Annotated in this window: 26 protein-coding genes; 9 read left to right on the plus strand and 17 right to left on the minus strand. The window is 70.6% G+C overall.

The window, feature by feature from the left end:
- Positions 1-354 precede the first annotated feature (354 nt).
- Positions 355-1,212: an alpha/beta fold hydrolase gene (locus HZS55_RS12220; protein ID WP_179907938.1), complete on the plus strand. Its 858-nt coding sequence runs from the start codon at positions 355-357 to the stop codon at positions 1,210-1,212.
- 332 nt (positions 1,213-1,544) lie between these two features.
- Here the strand turns inward: HZS55_RS12220 and HZS55_RS12225 are convergent, their stop codons facing one another.
- From HZS55_RS12225 to HZS55_RS12235, 3 genes are all read right to left on the minus strand, one after another.
- Complete coding sequence (locus HZS55_RS12225) at positions 1,545-2,483, minus strand: mechanosensitive ion channel family protein (protein ID WP_179907939.1); 939 nt, start codon at positions 2,481-2,483, stop codon at positions 1,545-1,547.
- A complete protein-coding gene (locus HZS55_RS12230; protein WP_179907940.1) occupies positions 2,480-2,728 on the minus strand; it encodes a YhbY family RNA-binding protein in 249 nt (82 codons plus the stop codon). The genes HZS55_RS12225 and HZS55_RS12230 overlap by 4 nt, the downstream gene beginning before the upstream one ends.
- 94 nt (positions 2,729-2,822) lie before the next feature.
- Positions 2,823-3,107, minus strand: coding sequence for a ribonuclease P protein component 4 (locus HZS55_RS12235; RefSeq protein ID WP_179907941.1), 285 nt, complete (start codon positions 3,105-3,107; stop codon positions 2,823-2,825).
- 133 nt (positions 3,108-3,240) lie between these two features.
- On the opposite strand from HZS55_RS12235, the gene HZS55_RS12240 reads away from it, so the two are divergent.
- A complete protein-coding gene (locus HZS55_RS12240) occupies positions 3,241-4,344 on the plus strand; it encodes a glycosyltransferase (RefSeq protein WP_179907942.1) in 1,104 nt (367 codons plus the stop codon).
- A gap of 1 nt (position 4,345) precedes the next feature.
- Here HZS55_RS12240 and HZS55_RS12245 read toward each other — a convergent pair whose 3' ends face one another.
- The 3 genes from HZS55_RS12245 to HZS55_RS12255 form a co-directional block, all read right to left on the minus strand.
- Positions 4,346-4,582, minus strand: coding sequence for a hypothetical protein (locus HZS55_RS12245; protein ID WP_179907684.1), 237 nt, complete (start codon positions 4,580-4,582; stop codon positions 4,346-4,348).
- 74 nt (positions 4,583-4,656) lie between these two features.
- Positions 4,657-4,794, minus strand: a complete 138-nt coding sequence (locus HZS55_RS12250) for a hypothetical protein (RefSeq protein WP_179907943.1) — start codon at positions 4,792-4,794, stop codon at positions 4,657-4,659.
- 111 nt (positions 4,795-4,905) lie between these two features.
- A complete protein-coding gene (locus HZS55_RS12255; RefSeq protein ID WP_179907944.1) occupies positions 4,906-5,727 on the minus strand; it encodes a QcrA and Rieske domain-containing protein in 822 nt (273 codons plus the stop codon).
- A 200-nt stretch (positions 5,728-5,927) separates the two neighbouring features.
- On the opposite strand from HZS55_RS12255, the gene HZS55_RS12260 reads away from it, so the two are divergent.
- Positions 5,928-6,701: a helix-turn-helix transcriptional regulator gene (locus HZS55_RS12260; RefSeq protein WP_179907945.1), complete on the plus strand. Its 774-nt coding sequence runs from the start codon at positions 5,928-5,930 to the stop codon at positions 6,699-6,701.
- Between the two features lie 12 nt (positions 6,702-6,713).
- Here HZS55_RS12260 and HZS55_RS12265 read toward each other — a convergent pair whose 3' ends face one another.
- The 3 genes from HZS55_RS12265 to gatC form a co-directional block, all read right to left on the minus strand.
- A complete protein-coding gene (locus HZS55_RS12265) occupies positions 6,714-7,586 on the minus strand; it encodes a helix-turn-helix transcriptional regulator (RefSeq protein ID WP_179907946.1) in 873 nt (290 codons plus the stop codon).
- Positions 7,587-7,657: 71 nt separating this feature from the next.
- Positions 7,658-8,950, minus strand: coding sequence for an Asp-tRNA(Asn)/Glu-tRNA(Gln) amidotransferase subunit GatA (gene gatA, locus HZS55_RS12270; protein ID WP_179907947.1), 1,293 nt, complete (start codon positions 8,948-8,950; stop codon positions 7,658-7,660).
- A 26-nt stretch (positions 8,951-8,976) separates the two neighbouring features.
- Positions 8,977-9,261 carry an Asp-tRNA(Asn)/Glu-tRNA(Gln) amidotransferase subunit GatC gene (gene gatC / locus HZS55_RS12275; protein ID WP_179907948.1) on the minus strand — a complete coding sequence of 95 codons (285 nt, stop codon included), beginning with the start codon at positions 9,259-9,261 and terminating at the stop codon, positions 8,977-8,979.
- 448 nt (positions 9,262-9,709) lie between these two features.
- On the opposite strand from gatC, the gene HZS55_RS12280 reads away from it, so the two are divergent.
- Positions 9,710-10,684, plus strand: a complete 975-nt coding sequence (locus HZS55_RS12280) for a transcription initiation factor IIB (RefSeq protein ID WP_179907949.1) — start codon at positions 9,710-9,712, stop codon at positions 10,682-10,684.
- Positions 10,685-10,746: 62 nt separating this feature from the next.
- The gene (locus HZS55_RS12285; RefSeq protein WP_179907950.1) at positions 10,747-11,214 is read left to right on the plus strand and encodes an NUDIX hydrolase; all 468 of its coding nucleotides are present in this window, start codon (positions 10,747-10,749) and stop codon (positions 11,212-11,214) included.
- 13 nt (positions 11,215-11,227) lie between these two features.
- Here the strand turns inward: HZS55_RS12285 and HZS55_RS12290 are convergent, their stop codons facing one another.
- The 4 genes from HZS55_RS12290 to HZS55_RS12305 all read right to left on the minus strand — a co-directional run bounded on the left by HZS55_RS12290 (position 11,228) and on the right by HZS55_RS12305 (position 14,464).
- Positions 11,228-11,779: a hypothetical protein gene (locus HZS55_RS12290; RefSeq protein ID WP_179907951.1), complete on the minus strand. Its 552-nt coding sequence runs from the start codon at positions 11,777-11,779 to the stop codon at positions 11,228-11,230.
- A gap of 67 nt (positions 11,780-11,846) precedes the next feature.
- The gene (locus HZS55_RS12295; protein ID WP_179907952.1) at positions 11,847-13,013 is read right to left on the minus strand and encodes an asparagine synthase C-terminal domain-containing protein; all 1,167 of its coding nucleotides are present in this window, start codon (positions 13,011-13,013) and stop codon (positions 11,847-11,849) included.
- Positions 13,010-13,696 (minus strand): CehA/McbA family metallohydrolase, encoded by a 687-nt coding sequence (locus HZS55_RS12300; protein ID WP_179907953.1) that lies wholly within the window; start codon positions 13,694-13,696, stop codon positions 13,010-13,012. Before HZS55_RS12300 ends, HZS55_RS12295 begins: the two co-directional genes overlap by 4 nt.
- A 93-nt stretch (positions 13,697-13,789) precedes the next feature.
- Complete coding sequence (locus tag HZS55_RS12305; protein ID WP_179907954.1) at positions 13,790-14,464, minus strand: polysaccharide deacetylase family protein; 675 nt, start codon at positions 14,462-14,464, stop codon at positions 13,790-13,792.
- Positions 14,465-14,630: 166 nt separating this feature from the next.
- Between HZS55_RS12305 and HZS55_RS12310 the strand changes: the two genes are divergently transcribed.
- Positions 14,631-15,779 (plus strand): site-2 protease family protein, encoded by a 1,149-nt coding sequence (locus tag HZS55_RS12310; protein ID WP_179907955.1) that lies wholly within the window; start codon positions 14,631-14,633, stop codon positions 15,777-15,779.
- A 22-nt stretch (positions 15,780-15,801) separates the two neighbouring features.
- Here the strand turns inward: HZS55_RS12310 and HZS55_RS12315 are convergent, their stop codons facing one another.
- The 4 genes from HZS55_RS12315 to HZS55_RS12330 form a co-directional block, all read right to left on the minus strand.
- Positions 15,802-16,320, minus strand: a complete 519-nt coding sequence (locus HZS55_RS12315) for a CNNM domain-containing protein (RefSeq protein WP_179907956.1) — start codon at positions 16,318-16,320, stop codon at positions 15,802-15,804.
- 68 nt (positions 16,321-16,388) lie between these two features.
- Positions 16,389-16,778, minus strand: a complete 390-nt coding sequence (locus tag HZS55_RS12320; RefSeq protein ID WP_179907957.1) for a metal-dependent transcriptional regulator — start codon at positions 16,776-16,778, stop codon at positions 16,389-16,391.
- 241 nt (positions 16,779-17,019) lie between these two features.
- On the minus strand, positions 17,020-18,234 hold the full coding sequence (locus HZS55_RS12325; protein ID WP_179907958.1) for a TIGR04347 family pseudo-SAM/SPASM protein: 1,215 nt from the start codon (positions 18,232-18,234) through the stop codon (positions 17,020-17,022).
- Positions 18,231-18,608, minus strand: coding sequence for an Htur_1727 family rSAM-partnered candidate RiPP (locus HZS55_RS12330; RefSeq protein ID WP_179907959.1), 378 nt, complete (start codon positions 18,606-18,608; stop codon positions 18,231-18,233). The genes HZS55_RS12325 and HZS55_RS12330 overlap by 4 nt, the downstream gene beginning before the upstream one ends.
- Positions 18,609-18,777: 169 nt before the next feature.
- Between HZS55_RS12330 and HZS55_RS12335 the strand changes: the two genes are divergently transcribed.
- From HZS55_RS12335 to HZS55_RS12345, 3 genes are all read left to right on the plus strand, one after another.
- The gene (locus HZS55_RS12335) at positions 18,778-19,911 is read left to right on the plus strand and encodes a TIGR04053 family radical SAM/SPASM domain-containing protein (protein ID WP_179911867.1); all 1,134 of its coding nucleotides are present in this window, start codon (positions 18,778-18,780) and stop codon (positions 19,909-19,911) included.
- A 156-nt stretch (positions 19,912-20,067) separates the two neighbouring features.
- The gene (locus tag HZS55_RS12340; protein ID WP_179907960.1) at positions 20,068-20,445 is read left to right on the plus strand and encodes a winged helix-turn-helix domain-containing protein; all 378 of its coding nucleotides are present in this window, start codon (positions 20,068-20,070) and stop codon (positions 20,443-20,445) included.
- Positions 20,442-20,783, plus strand: coding sequence for a DUF7521 family protein (locus tag HZS55_RS12345; RefSeq protein ID WP_179907961.1), 342 nt, complete (start codon positions 20,442-20,444; stop codon positions 20,781-20,783). Before HZS55_RS12340 ends, HZS55_RS12345 begins: the two co-directional genes overlap by 4 nt.
- The last annotated feature ends 162 nt before the right edge of the window (positions 20,784-20,945 follow it).

The following is a 20,945-nucleotide window of genomic DNA, read 5'->3' on the forward strand; positions in this document are numbered from 1 at the left end:
TTGTGCCGGAGAGCTCCTCGCGCGCCTTCGGCGCGCTGCGGGCGCGTGGCGGCGGAGCCGCCACGGTTTGCGGTCGCGGGCCAACGGCCCGCGACCCATCCTCCGCCACAAAAACGTGGGGAAAAAGCCGGACGACTCAGTCGCTTCGCTCCCTCGCGTCCGGTGAACCGGCGCTCCGCGCCGGATACTCGGTGCAGCCCAGCCTGTCCCCGGGTCGGCCGACGGGACGGCCTCCCGGCCACCGCCCCGCATAGCAACGCTCTCGCTCTGCACAGCACCGCTACCCCCGGCGCAGTACCACTCCGCCCCCACGCCGCTGACGACCTTATCCCCGCCGAGCGCGTACTGACTCCCATGCCCACCGTCAGCACGAACGACATCGAAACGTACTACGAGCGCCGCGGCGAGAGGCCGCCGGTCGTGTTCGTCCACGGCGCCGTCGTCGACCACTCCCAGTGGGACCCGCAACTGACGGCGTTGAGCGACGAGTACACCACCGTCGGCTACGACGTGCGCGGCCACGGCCGCACCGGCGGGTCCCGGCGCGGCCGCTACTCCGTCGACCTGTTCGCCGACGACCTCGACGCCCTGCTCGACGCGCTCGAGATCGACCGAGCGGTGCTCTGCGGGCTCTCGACCGGCGGCTGTATCGCCCAGGTGTACGCCGCGCGCCACCCCGACCGGGTGGCCGGGCTGGTACTGGCCGACACCTTCGCGCCGGAGATCCTCTCCGTCGGCGAGCGGATCCAGCGGTCGCTGCTGCTCCGCGCGACCGTCCCGCCCGTGCGACTGGTCGGCTACGAGCGCGTCGAGAAGGCGATGGTCTGGCTGCAGGAGAAGATCTCCGGCGAGGGGGTCAGCGGCGACTACGAGCAGATCGAGCGGATCCGCGAGACCGGCCCGAAGATGGCCACCGACGAGTTCGCCAAGGTCATCGGCGCGGTGGCGGGGTTCCACCACACCGAGCTTCGGTTCCCCGCGATCTCCGCGCCGACGCTCGTCCTCTACGGCGAGCACGAGGCGCCGTTCATGCGTCGGCAGGCCCGCCACCTGGCCACCGAGATCGGCGGTGCGACACTCCGCGCCGTCCCCGGCGGCGGCCACGCCTCGAACCTGGACAACCCCGAGTTCGTCACCGACGCCGTCCGCGAACTGCTGGCGGAGGTGTACCCGGCAGAGACGACGGAGGTAGCGGAAACGAGCGGAGCGTAGCGGCGGTCTGGAGCGGTAGCGGGACGGTCGCGGTAGCAGGGCGGTAGCGGGGCGGTCGCGGTGGCCGGGAGGCCGTCTCGTCGGCCGACCCGGGGAAAGGCTGGCCTGCACCGAGCATCCGGCGCCGCAGGCGCCGGTTCACCGGACGCGAGCGAACGGTGCGAGGTGCGACCAACGGGAGCACCTCGTTGTGAACGGGGAGCGGAGCGACCCGTGAACGCAGTGAGCGAGTCGTCCGGTCCTTTTTCCCCAAGTTTTTGCGGGCGGGGGTTCCCGCAGGTCGCCGAAGGCGACCGAGGAAACCCCCGCCCGCAAAAAGTGGGTGCCGGTTGCTAGTCGTCGCCCGTCGTCGGTTCGACGATCCCCTCGACGTTCGAGAGTTCGATGCCGCCGCCGATGGTGCGGTTGGGGTAGGGGATGTTGATCCCCTCCTCGTCGAACCGTTCCTTGACGGCGGTGACGTACTCGCCGCGGGTCTTGACGAAGTCCGCGCGACTCGGGTTCGCGATCCAGATCCGCGATTGGAGACCGACCGAGGAGTCGCCCAGTTCCGTCAGCCGCACGGACGGCGCCGGGTCGTCGAGGATGTCCGGGTGGTCGTCGGCCTCCTCGACGATGATCTCGGTCGCTTTGTCGATGTCGTCCTCGTAGCCGATGCCGAACAGGAACTTCAGGCGCAGCTCCTCTTTGGCGACGGGGTTCTTGATGACGCCGTCGGTGAGCTGGGAGTTGGGAACGGTGAGCAGTTCGTTGTCGAAGGTACGCACGCGGGAGACGCGCAGGCTGATGTCCTCGACGACGCCGGCGTAGCCGTCCCACTCGATCCAGTCGCCGATGCGGAACGGCTTGTCCGTGTAGATGAAGATACCGGCGACGAAGTTCTTCAGCACGTCCTGGAGCGCGAAGCCGATGGCGAGCGTGGCCGCGGCGGCGACGGTCGCGATGGAGGTGAGGATGTTGCCGTAGCCGGCGAAGGCGAAGGCGACGCCGAGCGCGCCGAACGCGATGAAGAAGTTGGTGAGCTTCCGGAGCGGCTTGCGCGCGTGTTCGTCGAGCTCGCGGGCGGAGAGGAAGCGACCGACGACGGGGCTGATGACGACCCGTCCGAGGATGTACAGCGCGACGAAGGCGACGAAGAAGGTGACCGCCGAGCCGACGGCGTTGGCGAGCGGGGCCTCGAGCCCGAACGAGTCGGCGAGGAAGCTCGCGACGGCGCCGTCCGGTTCGACTGCGGTCTCCGCCTGGAGCGGCCCGAGGCCGCCGCCTATCATCGCTCGAACACCGCTGTGTGCCCGCGAGTCCGGACCACCTCCGCGTTGACCCGGTCGGCGAGGTCGTCGGCGAGCTCCTCCGTGGTAGTCCCCCCTCTGGCCGCCCGATGGAACTTCGTCTTGACGAACTCCCTGTCCTGTAGCTGGTCGTTGAGTTCGTCCTCGACGGGGTCGAGGCCGTTCTTGCCGACCCAGACCGTCACGTCGAGCTCGTGGATCCGCTGTGCCCGTGTGGAATCACTCATGTCTCTACCAGTAGGAGTGAAGCCGTTCAAAGGTTACGGGTGGTGACGGGCCGGAAATTCGCGGTCGAGAGCGTTCGCAGGCGGTCGCGAGCGGTCAGTCGTAGGGGTAGCGGGCCTGTGCGCCGCAGTCGCAGGTGACGACGACGTGGCCGTCCCCCAGGCGGACGCGGGCGTTCGCGCCGGGGCGGAGGTAGGCGTCGCAGCGGTCGCAGGTGAAGCGGGTGAACTCGCGGGGGAGCGCGAGACGGTTGCGCTCGGCGATGCGGCGGGCGCGGCGGACGTAGCGGCGGGCGCGCTCGGCGTCGCCGTCGACGGTCGCCTCCCTGGCGAACTCGCGCAGGCGGTCGATGCGCTCGCGAGCGATGGCCTCGGTGTCCACGTTCCGAGATGTCGCCGAGCGGCAGGTATACTTTGCGTTCGGTCGGCGCCGGTCTCGGCGGGGCAGTCCGGAACGCGACGAGGACGCGCGGAGATGGCAACGCATTAAGTCCCGCTCGGCATACGGTGGTCCCATGGACCTGCCGAGGGTGGCCGCGTTCACCGATTCCTACCTGCCGACTCACAACGGCGTCACCTACACGATCCAGACCTGGCGCGACCGCTGGCACCGCCGCGGCGGTCGCATGGACGTGGTCTACCCCGGCAGCGACCACGACCCGGTAGAGGGGGAGTATCCGGTCAGCAGTCTCCCGTTCCCCTTCTACGAGGGCTTTCGCGTCGGCGTCCCCGGCGTCCCCGAAGCCGTCGACAGCGCCGAGGTCGTCCACGCTCACTCACCCTTCAGCCTCGGCCTCGCCGGGCTGCGCCTCGCCCGGAAACACGACCTGCCGATGGTGGCCTCCTACCACACGCCGACCAGCGAGTACGCGGAGTATCTGGCCTTCACCCGGCCGATCGAGCGGGCGGTCGAGCGCAGCGCCGAGGAGTACGAACGGCGCTTTCTCGACCGGACGGACGTGGTCGTCGCGCCAAGCGAGCGGACCGCCGACCACGTCCGCGACACCCTGGGCACGACGACGACGGTCGAGGTCGTCTCCAACGGCGTCGACGTGGACTTCTTCCGCCCAGTCGAGACCGAGCGATTCCGCGACCGCCACGGCCTCCCCGAGGGGCCGCTCGTCGGCTACACCGGCCGCCACGGCTACGAGAAGAACCTGCCGGCGATCGTCGAGGCGGCCGGCGGCCTCGACGTGACCCTGGTGTTCAGCGGCGACGGGCCCGCCCGCGAGGACATCGAGCGGGCCGCGGCCGAGGCGGACGCCGAGGCGCACTTCCTGGGGTGGCTCGACCGCGAGGAGCTGCCCTCCTTCTACACCGCGCTGGACGTGTTCGCGTTCCCGAGCCCGGTCGAGACCCAGGGAATCGCGGCGCTGGAGGCCAACGCCTGCGGGACGCCCGTCGCCGGCGTCGCCAGCGCCGCCCTCGCGGACACCATCGACCAGGGCGAGACCGGCTACAAGGCGCCGCCCGACGACGTGGCCGCATTCCGCGACGTGATCGCGCGGACGCTCGCCGAGCGCGACCGGTTGAGCGAGGAGTGTCTCGCCCGCCGCGACGCCATCAGCGTCGAACACTCCGTCGACCGGCTCGCCGACGTCTACGAGGGGCTGCGCTGAGTCACGACTCGCCGAGGTCGGACCCCTCGAACGCGGCGCCGATGGCGACGCCGACGCCGATTCCGATGGCGATGCCGAGCGCGAGGTCGTCCATCGCCGTCCCCAGCGCCACACCGATCCCCGAGCCGATCGCGATCCCTACTCCCATCCCAGCCCCGTCGGTCTCGTCGCTGTCGACTCCGTCGACCTCGCTTTCGTCCCGTCCGGTCCCGTCGCCGCCGTTCGCGTCGTCGGCCATGGAGACACGACGACCACTATCGAGATAACTGTCGCTGTCGGACGGAGCACCGACCGGGAGAACCAGCGAGGCGATCAGGTCCTGTCGGCTTCGGGATTGTTCGCGCGGCGGTAGGCGCCGACCATCTTCCAGAGCGCCGTGTCGATGTCGCCGTCCGCCGATTCGGTCTCGATCTGGCGGTACAGGTCTTCGGAAACCTCGATCTGGGGCATCACCCCATCCTACACGGTAGATGCTGAAAAACCTCTTGTGAGTCGCGAACGAGTAAACGTTTCCGCGGGACCGCGCGGTCCCGGTCGAAGTCTATCGGAGGACGGCCGGGGTCAGTTCTCGGGGCGGGGGAAGGCGGTGACGACCTTCGAGACCACGTCGAAGGGATCGTAGACGGACTGGTGGCACTGGCAGTAGACGGCGTTCTCGGCGCCGTCGACGGTGGCCGACTGCTTGAACCCGGAGGGGACACAGCAGAGGTGCGTACACTTGTTGAGCCAGGCGATGAAGCCCTGCTCGGTGCTCGCGGCGAGCCACTCGTCGTCCTCGGCGAGGCGTTCGATCTCGGGGCTGCGGATGACCTGTACCGGGAGCGTCGAGTCGGTCTCGACCGAGCGCCAGGTCGCCGCGGCGGGCTTGCCGAGCCCGGCGTCGCCGACGCCGTTGCCCCACTCCTCGTAGTCGTCGAACATCTCGACGGCGAGTTTCGTCCCCGGCTCCATCTCGGCCTCCCAGTCGTAGCGGCCGCCCGGGTCCGCGCGGATGAAGTTGTCCGCCTCGCTGTCGGGGACGAGTTTCGGGTGGGTCTGGATGCCGCAGTACTGGAACCACTTGCTGGAGTAGGTCGTCCCGCCCAGTGTCGTCTTGGCAGCGCCGTCGGCGACCTCGCCACCGTCCGTCGCCGTCGGCCAGACGCCTTTGAGATAGCCGTCCTCGACGGTCACCGGTATCTGGGACATCCCGCGCGGCGCCGGCCCGTCCGTGTTCCTGATGACTTTCGCCTCGACGTTCCCGCCGCCGACCCCGGTCCGGTTGGTCGGTACCGTCGTCAGTCCGGACCCCGCGACGCCGAGCGACCCCAGCGCCGCGCTGCCGACCATCCCCTTGACGAACCGACGGCGACTCGACGGCGCGGGATACTTGTCCTCGTCCATGTCACCGGGTGGCGCGGCCAGAAGTATAAATTATATTAAATTTCGTGTGGAATCGCGGACGGTCGCTGGACGGTTCCACGAGTCGTGTAACGTACTACGGCGTGTGAAGGCTCGAGCAGTGGGAAATCGGGGGCCACCCGACCATCTGTCCGTGAACGAACCGCATCCATTAAAACCGACCCACCCTCAGTTTTGTGGGTATGAACGGTGATTCCCTGGTCACCTACGTGGCGCGTTCGGAGCTGCGCTCGGCCCTGCTCCGCGCGGTCGAGCGCGACCCCCGCGCGACGGCCGCCCTCCACGCCGACCTGGACGTGAGTCAGTCGGGCGTCTACAAGACGCTGGACGAACTCGCCGACCGCGGTCTCGTCCGCGAGTCCGCCCGGTGGGAGCTGACCGCTCGCGGGCGGTTGGTCGCGGACGAACTGGACCGGCAGGACGCGGTCGAGGACCTGCTCGACGACGAGTTCTGGGACGACCACGACGTGTCGGCGCTCCCGCGGCGGTTCAGGCAGCGCCTGGCCGGCGCGGGCGAGTGGGAGCTGTACCGCAACCCCGCCCGGAACCCCCAGTACCTCGAACGCTGGGCGATCGAGCTGTTCCGCGAGGCCGACTGGCTGCGCGTCGGCGCGCAGGTGTACTACCCCCGCTTCGCCCGGATGGTCGACGAACTCGCCGACCGCGGCGTCCTCGACGCCGAAGTCGTCGTCGACGACCGCCTGGTCGACGAGGCCATCGAGCGCTACGCCGACGGTGCGCCCGCCTGCATCGACGAGCGCGTCGCCGACCTGCCCTTCTCCTTTACCGTCACGGCCGACCTGGTCGCGCTCTCGCTGCCGACACGCGACGGCGTCTCCGATCTCGACGCCGTCCTCGTCGGCTCCGGCGAGGGCGCCGTCGAACTCGGCCGCGACGTACACGCCCACTTCTGGGGCCGCGCGGTCCCCGTCGAGGACTACCTCGCGACGGTCTGAGACGGCGGCCGCTCACTCGACCCGCTCGTGGTCGACGACCGTCAGGTCCCCGTCGACGAGAAGTTCCATTCGGGCGTCGTCGACGCCGATCGACACCTCGATCCGGAGCGGGTCCTCGCCGGTTACCCGCACGTCGCGGTCGAGCCGGGTGAACACGCCCCACACGGGGAACTCGCGGGCGTCGATCCCCGCCTCGTACAGCATCGCGACGACGGCCGGGTGGTCGAGGACGCCCGCGGCCACGCTCCACCGGAAGGTCCGGTCGCAGGCCCGACAGGACAGTTCGACCACCGGGTCCGAGTCGTCGTCGGCGTCGACGAGGGGTTCGACGACCGAGTCGAGCGGGCCGTCGCAGTAGACGCAGAAGCCGCGGTTCATCCGCTGGAAGGCCGCCGTCGCGTGGCGGACCAGCGCGTCCACGACTTCCCCGTCGTCGCACTCGGCGACCAGCACCGGCGGCGTCGACATGTCGAACACGCCCCGCCCGCAGTCGCCGCACTCGACGAGGACGTACCCGTCCTCGTACCGGAGTTCGAGTTCGCCGCCGCAACCGGGACACTCCCCCACCGGTTCGGGCCCGACGGTCACGTCGCGGTCCGTGTAGACGCCGGAGACGGCCGCGCCGACGACCCGTCGGCCCGCCTCCGTCAGCCGGTACCCCTCGTCGACCTCGCGGACGAACTCCGGCGTGAGCCTGTCGAGGTGGTAGTTGAACTGCCCCGAGTCACGGACGCCCGCCTCCGAGCGGACCGCCCCGAACGACGCCGCCCGCTCGCGCCGCTCCGACAGGTCCCACAGCGCCCGCAGGATCGAAAACCGCGTCTCGTTGGCGACCAGCCCGAACGCCTCGCTCGGGTCGGTCGCCCGGTCGTCCTCGTCGCTCATGCCCGGTTGTCGTCCCACAGCGGCTTGAAAATTCGTGTCCCGCGGCGTCGATCCCCACCGTTCGCCCGGGCTCAGGCCAGCGCGCTGCCGGCGCGAATAATCGCCTTCTCGCCGAACGCCGGCCCGACCAGCTGGAGCCCGACGGGCAGCCCGCCGTCGGTCTCGCCGGCGGGCACGGAGATTGCCGGCACGTTCGCCAGGTTGACCGGCGTCGTGTTCGCGTCGGCGAGATACATCGTCAGCGGGTCGTCGAGGCTCTCGCCCATCTCCATCGGCGGGACGGGCATGGTCGGCGAGGCGAGCACGTCCGCGCCCTCCAGCGCGTCGTTGATGTCCCGCTTGATCCAGGCGCGGGCGTCCTGCGCCTTCTTGTAGTACTTGTCGTGATACCCCGCCGAGAGGGCGTACGTGCCCAGCAGGACCCGCGATTTGACTTCCTCGCCGAAGCCCTCCTCGCGAGCGCGGGCGAACGTCTCGTTCCAGTTGCCGTCGTAGCCGCCGGACTGCCCGTAGCGGACGCCGTCGAAGCGGGCGAGGTTGGAGGAGGCCTCGCTCATCGCGATGACGTAGTAGGCCTCGACCGCGCGGCGCAGGCTCTCCAGGTCGACCTCGTGGTAGCTGGCGCCCCGCGATTCGAGCTCGTCGATGGCGTCCCAGAACACCGCGGTGACGCGCTCGTCGGCGCCGTCGAGGAGTTCGGTGGGGACGCCGATGTCTAGCCCGTCCACGTCGCCGTCGGCGGCGGCCGCGTAGTCGTAGGCGCCCTCGCCGTTCTCTTCGGTGGCGTCCCGAGTAGTCGCGTCGCGCTCGTCGGGACCGGCGATCACTTCCAGCAGTTCCGCGGCCTCCTCGACGGTCGGCGCGATGGGGCCCACCTGCTCCAGGGAGTTGGCGTAGGCGACAATCCCGTACCGCGAGACCAGGCCGTAGGTGGGCTTGATGCCGACGACGCCGCAGAAGGCGGCGGGCGCGCGGACCGACCCGCCGGTGTCGGTACCCAGCGCCACGTCCGCGTCCCCGGCGGCGACGACCGCGGCCGACCCGCCCGAGGAGCCGCCCGGGACGTGGCCCTCGGCGACGGGGTTCTCCGTCGGGCCGAACGCCGAAGTCTCGGTGGTCGTGCCCATCCCGAACTCGTCCATGTTGGTCTTGCCGGGGATGGTGGCGCCCGCGTCCTTCAGGCGCTCGACGACCGTCGCGTCGAAGGGGGGGACGTAGTCGTCGAGCATCGCCGACCCGCAGGTCGTGCGGACGCCCTCGGTGGAGATGTTGTCCTTGACGGCGACGGTCTTCCCGGCGAGGGGACCGTCCGATGCGCCGTCGATTCGCTCCGTCGTGATGTAGCCGTTGTACTCCGTGCTCATGTGTAACTATCGCTGGCGGTCGGTCCTCACGAGACGTTCGGGCCCTTGAAGTAGCCGTCCTCGGACTCGGGGGCGTTGTCGAGCGCTTCCTCCTGGGGGAGCGAGTCGCGCACCTCGTCGGGGCGCATGACGTTGGCCAACTCCTCCTCCTCGTCGACCTCGGGCACCTCGTCGAGCGTCTCGAAGTACCCCAGGATGTCGGCGAACTTGTCGGTGAAGCGGTCGACCTCCTCGTCGTCGAGGTCGATGCGCGCCAGTTGCGCGACGTGGCGCACCTCCTCGGGCTCGACCGCGTTCTCCGTGTCGCTCATGGCCGACGCGAGGCGTGGCCCGGCGGTAAGGGTTTCGATGCCCGCCCTCGGCCGGCCGCGGCCGGGCCGGACCGCCCGCTCGCGACCCCCGGTCGACCTCCGCTGCACGGCCGTCTCCGCCGCGCGCGCCAGCGTCGAAATCCCGGCTTTCGCCCCGAATCGCGCCTCTCGACCGACGCATCCCTCTCGTCGACGGTCGAATCCGGCCGCTGACGGCCGAACGTGCTCGGTCCGAGTATCCCACCCTCGGCGACGCTATCGACCGATATCGGCGCGCTCGTTCGCTCGAATCTGTCGGGGAGGAACGATCGGATCGATAGATTAAGTATGGTCGAGCGTAGAGGTGTGATCTTGGGCTGATTTTGGGAAAGATTTAAGTCGCCTGGTCCACAACACATAATCCGGTGAGGCGGTTTTGGCGGGGTCATCCCCGCACAGTTTGCAACCAATGACCGACACCACTATCAGACGCCACACGAGCGAGCGCGAAGAGGCCCGCGAGCGAGACGAGGGGGAGTCCGAGACGCTCGTCTGTCCGGAATGTGGGGGCAACCTCGCGTCGGACGCGGAGCACGGCGAGACGGTCTGCGAGGAGTGCGGCCTCGTCGTCGAGGAGGACGAGATCGACCCCGGTCCGGAGTGGCGCGCCTTCGACGCCAACGAGAAAGACGAGAAATCGCGCGTCGGCGCGCCGACGACGAACATGATGCACGACAAGGGTCTCTCGACCAACATCGGCTGGCAGGACAAGGACGCCTACGGTAACTCCCTGTCCTCGCGCCAGCGCGAGAAGATGCAGCGGCTGCGCACATGGAACGAGCGGTTCCGCACACGCGACTCCAAGGAGCGCAACCTCAAGCAGGCGCTGGGCGAGATCGACCGCATGGCTTCGGCCCTGGGGCTGCCCGAGAACGTCCGCGAGACCGCCTCCGTGATCTACCGCCGCGCGCTCGACGAGGACCTGCTCCCAGGTCGCTCCATCGAGGGCGTGGCCACGTCGGCGCTGTACGCCGCCGCCCGCCAGGCCGGCACCCCGCGCAGCCTCGACGAGATCGCGGCGGTCTCCCGGGTCGACAAGGACGAGATCGCACGCACCTACCGCTACGTGGTTCGCGAGCTGTCGCTGGAGATCCAGCCCGCCGACCCCGAGAGCTACGTGCCCCGGTTCGTCTCCGACCTGGACCTGCCCGACGAGGTCGAGCGCCGGGCGCGCCAGCTACTGAACACGGCCAAAGAGCAGGGGGTCCACTCCGGGAAGTCCCCGGTCGGCCTCGCCGCCGCCGCGGTGTACGCCGCCTCCCTGCTCGCCAACGAGAAGGTCACCCAGAGCGAGGTCAGCGAAGTCGCCAACATCTCCGAAGTGACCATCCGAAACCGCTACCACGAGCTCCTCGAAGCCGAAGAGGAGTTCACCGCTCCCTGAGGACGTTTCTCGCGCCGGATACGTTTCCCAACACCGAAGCCCCGCGTAGCCCTCGGGCCGCTATGGAGACGACCCGACACGACACCGCGACCGTCTACGTCGTCGGCGACGGCGCCGTCGCGCTCCACGAACACGAGGGGCTCGGCAAGTGGCTCCCGCCCGGCGGTCACGTCGACCGCGACGAACTCCCCCACGAGGCGGGCCTGCGCGAGGTCCGCGAGGAGACCGGCCTCGACGCCGAACTCGTGGCCGAACGCGACGACATCGGCTCGGCGACCGTCGAGGCGCTCCCCAAACCCCGGCACGTCCAACTGGCCGACGTGAACGTCCACGACGGCTTCGTCGGCCACCAGCACGTCGACCTCGTCTACTACGCCCGCGCCGACTCCCGGGAGATCGACCCCGCAGCGGGCGAACAGCCCGCCGACGCCTGGCGCTGGTTCACCGCCGAAGACCTCGAAGCGACCGACGCGCTCGACCCCGACGTGGCCGAGATCGGGCGGCGAGCGATCGAGACGGTCCCCGAGTAACCTCCCGCGTCGCTCACTCCACGACGTCGATCCGCTCCCTGGCGAGTCGCGTCTCCGACTCGGTGTGGCGGAGCGTGACCGTCACGGTCTGGCCGGGTTCGAGGTCGACGCGCCGCTGTTCGATCTGAAAGGCGACCTCGTCGCTGGCCTCCAGTTGCGCGTCGTTGCCGTCGGCGGCCGCGATGGCGCCGTCGATGCCGGCCCGGCCCCGCGTGAAGACGTGGTTGCCGCTGTAGTCGTCCTGCGTGAGCCGCTCGGTGGGGAGGGCGTGCAACCGCGCGCGCTTGTCGTGGTCGGGCAGGCTCACGACGATGTCCACGTCCGCCACGTCGACGGTGTCACCGCTCTCGTGGGCGATGCGGACCCAGCCGCTGTCCGGCCCGGTCGCGTGGACCGGGTCGGAGCTGGTCGAGAGGATCGGTCCGCCGTCGGACAGCGAGTCGCCGGACTGCATCAACAGCCCGCCGGCGACGGCGATCATCAACACCGTGAGGCCGAACCCGAGCGCGGCCATCCCTTCCTGGGAGACGGCGCGGTCGGCGGCCCCGAGTACGCGTCCTGTCATCGCCGATTCGTCGTCCTGTCGCTACCGCGTCGACCGCCTTAGCTCCTGTCGTTACTCGGCCGACAGGTCACTCCCCGTTTCGCTCCGTCGGCCGACACAGCGAATCGACGTACCGCCCGACGTGGTCGTCCATCCGGCGTTTGAACCCGGCCTGGCGGGCCAGCCGGTCGAGTTCCCGCGAGACGAGGCTGCCGTACTGGACGGCCTTCTTCTCGCGGAAGGCCACCGGGTCGGGCACCCACTCGCGGACGGCGAGCCGGAGCGCCCACTTGCGCTCGCCGCGCTCGGTCACGAGCAGGTCGCCGGGCAGGTCGAGCGCGGCGGCGACGACTCGGTCGTCGAGCAGCGGCGCGACCGGCTCGACGCCGGCCGCCCGGAGCGCCAGCACGTCCCGTTCGAGCTGGTCGGGGAGCGTCCCGACGACCTCGCGGCGCGCGCCGCGGACCGTCTCGGCCGCGACGCGCTCGTCTTCGGGCGCGCGAGCGACCTTCGCGTAGCCGCCGAACAGCTCGTCGGCGCCCTGGCCGACCGCGAGGCGGTCGTAGCCGTCGACCGCTGCCCGCTCGGCGACGAGATACAGCGGGAGCGCGATGCTCACGTCCATCGCGTTGGTCAGGCCCGTCGCCGCGGCGACTTCGGGGACCGCCCGTTCGATATCCCCGTGGGCGATCTCGACCACTTCGAGCGGGCGGTCGAGCTTCGCGGCGGCGCTCCGGGCCGCTTCCACGTCGTGACTGTCCGGGAAGCCGGCGACGTACAGCGGCGCCGACAGCCGCGCGGCCAGCGCCGCCGAGTCGACGCCGCCGGAGAAGGCGACGGCCAGCCCCTCGGTCGCGGTGTCGTCGACCGCTCCCCGGACCGCCGACCGGACCGCCCGGACGGCCGCCCGGTCGTCGCTCACCGGCTCGGGGTCCGGGAGCGACCAGACCCGTTCGTCGTCGGTCCGCTCGTCACTGCCACGTTCGTCCTCGCCCGGACCGCGAGCGTGACCTGCCGGGACCGGGTCGGGGTCCGAGAGAGCCGCGGGGTCGAAGCTCCAGGCGGTCGGGTCCTCGGCCTCGGTGAACACGGGTTGGCGACCGAGTACGTCGCGGACGACCCGGCCGTCGACGCTCCCCGCGAACCCGGCGGTCCCGGGCAGCGGGTCGCCGTCGGCTAGCGCGCGGCGGACGCGCCCGGGCGAAGCGCCGCGGAGGCGGTCGCCGTCGGCGTCGAACGCGCGGGCGTCGCTCACGAGAACAGCCCGTCGAGCGCGAGGCGGATGCGCCGCCGCGTGTTGCCGTACGCCTGCCGCGCGCTGACGAGCCACGGCGTCCGCCGGGTCTTGAGCGTCGTCCGGCCGTCGACGACCGCCTCGCAGATCGACTCGGCGGTCGGCTCCTCGGCGTCGACGAGCGTCACCGCGCGGCCGACCATGTCGCTGACGTGGGCGTCGCTGCCGGCGGTGATCGGCAGGTCGTAGCGCTCGGCGAACCGGCGGGCCTGTCGGTTCGAGTAGCCGGTGACCAGCCGCGAGTTGTACACCTCGACGGCGTCGGCGTCGCGGAGCTCCGACTTCCCGATGTTCGCGAGGACGCCGCTGCGCATCTCTTGGAAGGGGTGGGGGACGACGGCGATGCCCCCCTGGTCGCGGACCCGGTCGAGCGTCTCCGAGAAGGGCAGCCCCGGCTCGACGGCCTCACGGACGTTCAGCCCGAGGACGTGGCCGGCGGCGCTGGAGATCTCGATGCCCGGGATGCCGACGAGGCCGTACTCCGGAGCGCGCTCGACCAGCGTGTCGTTCGCCGACACCTCGTCGTGGTCGGTGACCGCGAGCGCGTCGAGGCCGACCGCGGCCGCGCGCTCCAGCAGCATGTCGACGGAGTCGCGCCCGTCGTAGGAGGCCGCCGAGTGCGCGTGGAGTTCGACCGAAAGCACGAGCGACGATTGCGCCGGTGTCGGCAAAAGCGACTCGGTCCCGGCCACGCTGGCCGATCGGGCCCGGCGTGTCGACGCCGGGCTCCGGCCCGCTCAGTCGCTCGCGGACGCGACGCCGTCGACCAGGTCCAGCGGGTCGCCGAAGACGACGCCGCGCTCGTCGAGCAGTTTCAGGTAGTGCTCGAACTGCTCGGGGTCGTTGCCGCCGTCGTGAAAGAGGAGGATGTCCCGCGAGTCCGATCCGAGTCGGTCGGCGGCGTCGGCGACGTTCTCGGCCAGCCCCGCCTTCGTGTCGACGTCGTAGTCCGCCACGTCGACGGTCCAGAACCAGTCGCGGTCGCCCGCGTGGTCGGCCCAGAAGTCGTAGCCGATCAGGTCGGCGTTCGGCGGACGGAACCCCCGATCGGCGAGGACGGTTTGAAACTCGCCGGCGCGGTCGCCGCCCTTGTCGCCGAAGGGGAAGCGGAAGAGCGTCGCCGGCCGCTCGATGCCGGCCGCCTCGTACACCTCGTCGATGGCCGCCTCGGTGCGGTCGACCTCCTCGGCGAAGTCCTCGACGGCGATGTCGGAGGCGTGGTTGTGGTCGAAGGCGTGGTTGCCCAGCAGGTGTCCGGCTTCGACGGCCCGCCGGGCGTGGTCGGCGTGCTCGGCGAGCCGCCGGCCCTCGCAGAAGAAGAGGGCCGTCACGCCGTAGTCCTCGAGCGCGGCGAGCTTCTCCGGGAGCGTCGCCGACGGGGCGTCGTCGACGGTGAGGTAGGCTGTCGCCATCGACCTACCGTCGCCCGAGCAGCCACGAAAAACTATCGGGCGATCCGGCGACGCCCCCTCGACTCGCCGGGCGAGCGCGCCCCCGTGGCTTCCGTCGGAGCGCCCCGTGGCGCCCGCCGGTGCGTGCCCCCGTCTCTTTTGGGGGTTCACTCCGTCCCTGGGACCGATGCGAGATTTTACTGTCGGGTCCGTCTGGGGGATCCCCATCCGGATCAACGTCTCTCTGGTCGTCTTCCTCCCCATCCTCGCGTGGATCATCGGGAGCGGAACCCAGATCGACGTGTACGCCGGAATCGTCAATACCTTCTCGCCGACGCAGTTCGACGCGGCGACGCTCACCGCGGGGTCGACGCCGTGGGTGATCGGCGCCGGCGCCGCGGTCGGCCTGTTCGCCAGCGTCGGCGTCCACGAACTCGGTCACGCCTGGGCCGCCCGCCGCTACGGTATCGGCACGCAGTCGATCACGCTCTGGCTGCTCGGCGGCATCGCCGCCCTCGATGAGATGCCCCGCGAGTGGAACCGCGAGTTCTGGATCGCCATCGCCGGACCGATCACGAGCGTCCTCACCGGCGTGGCCTGCTACGTCGTCCTGCTCGCCGTCCCCGCCTCGGCCCCGGTCGTCGGCTTCGTCTTCGGCTGGCTCGTCGTCACGAACGTCCTGCTGGCCGTGTTCAACCTCCTGCCCGCCTTCCCGATGGACGGCGGGCGGGTCCTCCGCGCGCTGCTGGCCCGCTCGCGACCGTACGAGTCGGCGACGGCGGCGGCCGCCCGCTTCGGCACCGGCTTCGCCGTGCTGTTCGCCGTCGTCGGCGTCCTCAACTCCGCGCCCATGCTGATCCTGCTCGCCCTGTTCATCTACGGCGCGGCCTCGACGGAGTCGCGAACGGTGATGCTCCAGGGCCTGCTCACGGGGCTGACCCTGCGCGACGTGGCCCGGCTCGACGCCGAGTCGATCGACGCCGACGAGTCGGTCTCGGCGTTCACCGACCGGATGATCCGCGACCGACGGACCGTCTACCCCGTCGTCGACGCCGGCGAGACCGTCGGCGTCGTCACCCTCGACGCCGTCCGCCGCACGGACGCGGCCGACCACGACACCACGCGAGTCCGGGAGATCATGGTCGACGACCTGCCGCGCGTCCCGATCGAGTCCGACGCCTTCGAGGCGTTCGTCGAACTGAGCGCCCACCCTTCGGGATACGCGTTCGTCGCGGACGGCGGCGCGGTCGTCGGGCTCGTCTCTCCCGAGGACTTCGCGCACGTGTTGCAGTTCCGCCGCGACGGCGTCGAGGTCGGACCGCGAGAGGCGTTCTGACCGGTCGCCGCCCGCCGCCGGCTCACTCGTCGAGCAGATTCTCCTCGATCCCCCGGTCGCCGCCGACGAGCGCCGTCAGTCGTCGGGTGCTCGCGTCGAAGAGAACGACCACCGGCCCGAGCGCGCGCTCGACCAGGGCGAGCGGGCGAGCGACGCGGCGGCTCCACGTCCGGGCGTGGCCGAGCCCGTACGACTTCGGGACGATCTCGCCGAAGACGAGGATGAGCGCGCTCGCGCCGGCCGTCGCGACGACGACCGCTGCTCCGGGCGAGAAGACCTCCGACACCAGCAGCGTGACGATGCTGGAGATTGCCATGTTGACCACGTTGTTCCCGACGAGGATGGTCACGAGCAGCCGATGGGGGTCCGACCGGAGTTCGCCCAGCGTGGCGCCATCGGCCGACCCGTCGGCGGCCGCCTCGCGGACCCACTCCTCGGGCAGCGAGAAGATCGCCGACTCGCTGCTGGAGAAGAAGGCGCTCAGCGCGACGAGACCGACGACGGCGACGACCGACGTGACGAGAAGCGAGAGGGTGACCATGGCCCGATCTCACCTACCGCGCACATGAATCCCCGGCCGTCGGTCGGACCGCTCGACCGCCGCCGGCGCTACTCCCGGGCGCCCGACTCGGTCGCGGCCTCGGCGCCGGTGGGCAGCGTCGCCGCGAGCCGCTCGGCGACCGTCGGGCTGACCAGCCCGGCCAGCTCCATCGCCTCCGTCTCGTACTCGTCGAGGTCGAGGACGCCCCGGAAGAACCACGAGACGGTCACGTACGTCTCGTGCAACTGCGCGGCGCGCTCGCGTCCGGAATCCGTCAGCGTCACGCCTTCGTAGGCCTCGTAGGACACGAGCCCGTCCTCGGCGAGCCGCTGGCACATCTCCGTCGCCGCCGCCGGCGACCTGTCGAGCATCTCCGCGACGACCCCCGGCGGGACCGGCGGACTGCGCCGGTGTTCCGCGATGTAGACCGCCAGGAGGTACTGTGGCACCCCGCTCATCGGTGCGCCGAGCGTTCCCGGTCTCCCCCGTCGCTCGATACGGTCGACTCCTGCGCCATGCATTTAGGCTAGCCTAAACTACATAAATGCGTTCCGAATTTTAGGCCGGCCGAAACGGTGCGGCGGGGTCGGGGGCGGGAGCGGCGGCTCTCCGCGGGCTATCGCCGGCGCGTGCCGGATTCGATATCGCGGATAACGGTGTATGGAGACGGGGCCGGCGCCGACCGTCGGTGGGCAGGAGTCAGTCCGCAGCGTCCGGAACGGCCGGCTCGCCGTCGATCCCGCGCTCTTCGGGGGTGAGATAACACTGCGGGTCCGGGCCGAAGGGGTCGTCGCCGGTCGAGAGCGCCCGCAGGCGGGAGCCGCCGCGGCAGATATCCTGATACCGGCACTCGGCGCAGCGGCCGGTGAGGCGAGCCTCCCGGTCGCGCAGCGCACCGAGCAGCGGGTTGGACTCGTCGGTCCAGATGTCGCCGAACGGGCGGTCGCGGACGTTGCCCAGCGAGTAGCCCTGCCAGAACTGCGTGAGGTGGACGTTGCCCTGGTAGTCCACGTCCGCGATGCGCTCGCCGGTCGGGTCGCCGCCGTTGGTGAGGAGATACCCCCGGATCCGGTCGGCCATCGCCTCGCCCAGCTCCCGGCGGGCGTACTCAACGAGGTAGGCGGCGTCGGCGTAGTTGCCCACCAGCAGCGTCTCGATCTCGTGGCCCGCGTCGTGGTACTCGCGGGTCAGCTCGCAGACTCTCCGGACCGCCTCCCGGCGCTCGTCGGGGGTCAGATCCACATCCTGGATCTCCGCGCCGCGGCCGCCGTAGTCGAGGTGGTAGAAACAGAAGCGGTCGACGCCGCGGTCGGCCAGAAGCTCGACCACGTCCTCCAGGTCGTCGGCGTTGTGTCGGGTGATCGTGTAGCGGAGCCCGGTCTTCAGCCCCGCGGCCTGGGAGGCCTCGATCCCTTCCAGTGCGCGCTCGAAGGCGCCCTCCTGACCGCGGAAGGCGTCGTTGCGCTCGGGCATCCCGTCGACGGAGACGCCGACGTACTGCAGCCCCGCCTCGCGGAGCCGTTCGGCCCGCTCCTCGGTCAGCAACGTGCCGTTGGTCGAGAGGACGGGGCGCAGTCCGGCGTCGCTGGCGTGGGCGACCAGCTCGACCAGGTCCTCGCGGGCCAGCGGCTCGCCCCCGGAGAACAGGACGACCGGCGCCCCGAACTCCGAGAGCTCGTCGAGGAACCGCTTGCCCTCGGCGGTCGTCATCTCGCCGGGGGCGGGCTCGGTCTCGGCGGCCGCGTAGCAGTGGTCGCAGTAGAGGTTGCACTGCTTCGTGCAGTTCCAGACGACGACCGGTCGGCGCTGCTTGCGCTCGCGGATCTGGGCCTTCTCGGACTCGTCGGCGGCGTCGTAGCGGAGCCCGTCGCCCTCCGCGTCCAGGTCACAGAGGAGTTTGCTGACCGATATCACGCGTCCTCACCTCCAGCGGCGGTCGCCTCGGCCGTTTCGTCGGTCCCTCGGTCGCCCGCGCGGTCGGAGAGGGCGACGCCGTCGGCGGCGAACCGCCGCGTCTCGTCGGCGGGACAGAGCCACATCGTCTCGGCGCTCCAGGCGAACAGCTGCGCGGCCTGTTCCCGTGCGATCTCCGCCGAAGGGGCGCTGACGCTGCCGGCGTGGGTCAGGGGGTCACCGGTCGCCTCGCGGACGAACAGCTCCCACTCCCGGGTCACGTCGCCGCGGGGCGCGTCGACGGTCGCGTCGAGGGGCGCCTCACCCGGCTCGGGGTCGCCGGACTCGCGGTCGTCGGGGTCGGACATATCGGACGAGACGGCTTCGCCCTTCATACTCACCGCCCCGGATTTTCATTCCCTGGGAACGCGGCGGCCCGCTTAGATGGAGCGGGCCGAACTCCACGGCGATGACCGAGACCCGAACGAGTCCGACGGGAGCCGCCGACGGGTTGCCGAACTCGGACCGCGAACGCCCGAGCGCTCGCCGGCGGAGGTGGCGCTGATGCGGCCGCCCGTCGACACCGCCGAGCGGCCGCTCGTGCTCATCTGGGAGGTGACCCAGGCCTGCGAGCTGACCTGCGACCACTGCCGGGCCGACGCACAGCCGGCCCGTCATCCCGACGAGCTCTCGACGGCCGAAGGGAAGGAACTGCTCGACCAGGCGGCCGACTTCGGCGACCGCCAGCTGGTCGTCCTCTCGGGCGGCGACCCGATGAAGCGGCCGGATCTCGTCGATCTGGTCGACTACGGGACCGACAGGGGGCTCACGGTCTCGCTGACTCCGAGCGGGACGGACGAACTCGACGCCGGCTCGATCGGGGCGCTGGCCGACGCGGGGCTCAAGCGGATGGCGCTCTCGCTCGACGGGGCGACCCCCGAGCGCCACGACGCCTTCCGCGGCGAAGCGGGGAGCTTCGAGGCGACGATGCGGGCCGCGAGACAGGCTCAGGAGGCCGGGATCCCGCTGCAGATAAACACCACCGTCTGCGCCGACACCGTCGAGGACCTGCCGGCGATCCGCGACGCCGTGGCGGACCTCGGCGCGGTGCTGTGGAGCGTGTTCTTCCTCGTCCCGGTCGGTTGCGGGCGAGTGCTCGACCCCGTCCCGCCCGAGCGCGCCGAGCGCGTCATGGAGTGGCTGGCCGAGGTGGCCGACGAGGCGCCGTTCGGCCTGAAGACGACGGAGGCGCCCCACTACCGGCGGGTCCGCCGACAGGCGGCCGCCGAATCTGCGGGGTCGGGGTCGGGGGAGGCGGGCGACGCCCCCACCAGCGACGAGAACCGGCGAGCGAGCGTCCTCGCGGGCGACGGGTTCGCGTTCGTGAGCCACACCGGCGAGGTGTACCCCTCCGGGTTCCTGCCGCGGTCGGCGGGCACGGTACCGAACGACCACGTCGCCGAGGTGTACCGCGAGTCGGAGCTGTTCACGGCGCTGCGGGACCGCGACGAACTGCGCGGGAAGTGCGGTGCCTGCCCGTTCAGGGGGGTCTGTGGCGGGAGCCGGTCGCGAGCCTACGCCCACACGGGTGACCCCCTGGCGAGCGACCCGCTCTGTGGGTTCGTCCCGCCGAACTACGACGGGGCGCTCCCGTGGGACGACGCGGGCGAGGCGGTCCGGGCCGACGGGCGCCCCTGACTCGCGAGACGGCCCTCCGCGCGGCCGCGGCAAACATGTTCGATTCGTGTGACGTGTCCGAGGCGTCGGGTGCGGTCGCTCTCGGCGGGTCGCGGCCGATCGCGCCGGCCGTGTGTCGGTGCGATTATAACCGTCGTCCGGTAAGTGGCCGCTAGAATGGTCCGTGACCCGTTCGCGGACGACGAGGCGCCCGACCTCCAGGAGGTGCTCGACGCGCTGGACGACCCGGACTGTCGGGCGATCGTCAGCGCGCTGGAGGAACCGATGACCGCCAGCGAAATCTCCGAGGAGAGCGACATCCCCCTGTCGACGACCTATCGCAAGCTCGACCGACTGGAGGAGGCCCAGCTGCTGTTCGAGGGCACCGAGATCCGCGCGGACGGCCAGCACGCGAGCATCTACGAGGTCGACTTCGAGGAAGTCGTCATCGCTTTGACCGAGGAGCGCGAGTTCGAAACCGAGATCGCTCGCCAGCCCCGGACGCCGGACCAGCGCCTCGAATCGCTCTGGTCGGAGGTGCGCAAGGAAACATGAGCCCACACGCTACACCCGGTACCATCGTACTCGTCGCGTTGAAGACGATCACGCTCATCCTCGGCGGGATGATCACCTACTTCTCCTACAAGGCCTACCGCCGGAGCGGTGCGCAACCGCTGTGGTATCTCGCGGTCGGGTTCGGGGTCGTCACAGCGGGCACCTTCCTCGCGGGCGCCATCGACCAGGCGATACGCTTCTCGCTGTTCGGCGTGAACGTCCCTCTCTTCGGCGGGAACGTCGACAACCAGACGGTCGCCGACTTCGCGCTCGCTATCGAAAGCGCGCTGACTGCCACCGGCTTCGCCGTCATCGTCTACTCGCTGTACTCGGAGTAGGTCCGTCCCGACCCTTCGGTCCTCGTTCTCACGTCGTCTGCCGTTTCACCAGACACGAACCGCGCGGTCCGACACTGTCGGCTAGAAGACGACGAACGCACTCGAGACAGTCTCTCAACAGTGATACGGCCGACCGCCCGATCCGTGAGCGCGCCCCCTCGC

The organism is Halosimplex rubrum, from assembly GCF_013415885.1.
GTDB lineage: Archaea > Halobacteriota > Halobacteria > Halobacteriales > Haloarculaceae > Halosimplex > Halosimplex rubrum.